We start from the raw sequence: 1,915 nt of genomic DNA, 5'->3' as shown, positions 1-1,915 counted from the left end.
ATCAATCGCCCAGCGGGCATGCTCGGCCGTGATAGTGGCGGACTCGCACGATTGCGACACGATCAGCGAGACTTTCATGGCGATCTCCCGCACACGTGTGTACATGTCCGCGATGCCGTCCAGGTCCAGCTCGTCCATACGGACGAGGCATCTCTGTTCCAGAACTTTGAACATAACTCTGGCGGCCTCATCAAAGGACACAATGGTCGGCGTCGCGCGCTCGTTATGCAAAACATCAATACGTAACTCGCTCATGTCCCCGGTTCCTGGGATGCGGCGCGATCTTGCCCAATCGATCAACTCCTGTGGGGGCGATGCACCGTCGATATCTTGACTAAGTTGGCGTCCGAGGTCCGTGTGGACAACAATGAAACGGTTTAAGAAGCCGTCCTGCATGGAGCCGGAGCCGATTGCATTGAAGAACGTGCCGGGGGTGGTCATCGCCAAGAGCGTCAGAGACGGGTTCTCGACCTCACGGGTGCCAAATTCCGCTCGCTGTTTGACGGTGAGACCCGCAGTAGAATAGGCCTTGGGCTGGAGTGTCGAATGTGGTCGCCCGAAAACTTCCATCAGCCTCCTGCGCACGGTCGCGCCGTGATGATTACCCTTCGACTTCGCCGATTCCATCAACATGCCGAATTCATCCAGAATCGAAATGTGCGTTGGCTTTGCCAGCAACATGGAGTCAACGGCGGCGTCCGAGGTGTAGTCGCAAGCACCAATCAACTGCCCCAGTTCTGCGGCGCGCAGGCATTCCTCGATCACCGTTTTCGCATGTTCTTTGCCCGAACCAGTTACGCCAATATTCAGGAAGTACAAATTTGGCCAGTTGCGTTGCGTTGTGCAGAATTTGCGCCCGAGGACGACGCTACCGAACGCAAGTGCCGCCTGCACGGAAAAGTGTGGTTGTGGCTTGCTTGCCGTCTCGTTAGTAAAATTGACCATGAGACCGAGCTTGCCTGGCACCGTCAGCAAATGTGCTGGCACATTTTGGTTGGTAGCGGGGGGGACTTCGGAAGGTGTGATTTGCATGGCCCGTGGCGCTGGAGTGCGCACGATTGCCGAGATATCGACGCTGGTTGGCGCGAATTTCTCCATCGCGCTGTTGACAAGGGCGGGAATATCCGCACGGCGGGCAGCCCAACGCTCATCGTGCAACCCAACCGACGCGTCCATCAAGCCATACAGGTGATTCACCGCTGCCCCACCGTTCATACCGCTCGCCACGAGGGAGGCTGCAAGGTCGCGCAGACTATCGTGGTAATTGTCGCCAGCATGAATGCGACTCACCAGCGCGGCGTGATGCTGGCTTGGTGTCGCCGGTTTCAGGTCGCCTGTGTCGGGATTGATCTTGCGATCAGCACGGATGCGCTCTGCCAGCTCTACGAACCCGTGCAAGCTGGAAATAGCGCCGCCCTTGATGACATTGCCTGTGACGGTCAAAAAACGTTTCGAGGAATAGAGTTCGACTTTAAGACCGTTGACAGTGCCCGCGCAACCTTTTTCCAAGACAGGCGAATAGCCGAAGGCACGCAAACCCGTACCGGATGGCGAAATTTCTACGTAACTTGCCCCCAAGGCGTCAAGCAATGCCAGAGCATCGGGATTGACTTTGCCGTCAAGCACACAGTGGTCAATGTCGACCCCAACAAGGCCATCGCCGTTCAGTGTGAACCCAATGCCTGTGTAACCGCCTTCTTCATAAGCGGTTACCGCTTGATCGCACGTCCCCCAAGTGCCGGGGTCAGTCGAGCTGCCTCGCGAGTTGTGCAGGGTCGGGTTATACGGCACTTTCGTCGACTTCGCACCGTCGCGCTGTTCTGCGCGCCAAGTCATCCACCGTGGCAACGCACGGAGGGCTTCGGGGATATTGTCCGGCTGTGGGGCGACAAAGCCGTGTGTGCGTGCCTGTACG

Annotated in this window: 1 protein-coding gene; it reads right to left on the bottom strand. The window is 57.5% G+C overall.

Features of this window, described 5'->3' with window-relative positions:
- Nucleotides 1-1,836, bottom strand: a 1,836-nt coding sequence (locus PO883_RS34270) for a DUF3987 domain-containing protein (RefSeq protein WP_289313773.1), incomplete at its 3' end; no start/stop codon positions are given.
- Nucleotides 1,837-1,915 lie beyond the last annotated feature (79 nt).

Source organism: Massilia sp. DJPM01, from assembly GCF_030348125.1.
In the GTDB taxonomy this organism is placed as follows: domain Bacteria; phylum Pseudomonadota; class Gammaproteobacteria; order Burkholderiales; family Burkholderiaceae_D; genus Telluria_A; species Telluria_A frigida.
This window is presented reverse-complemented; position numbering and strand designations above follow the sequence as displayed.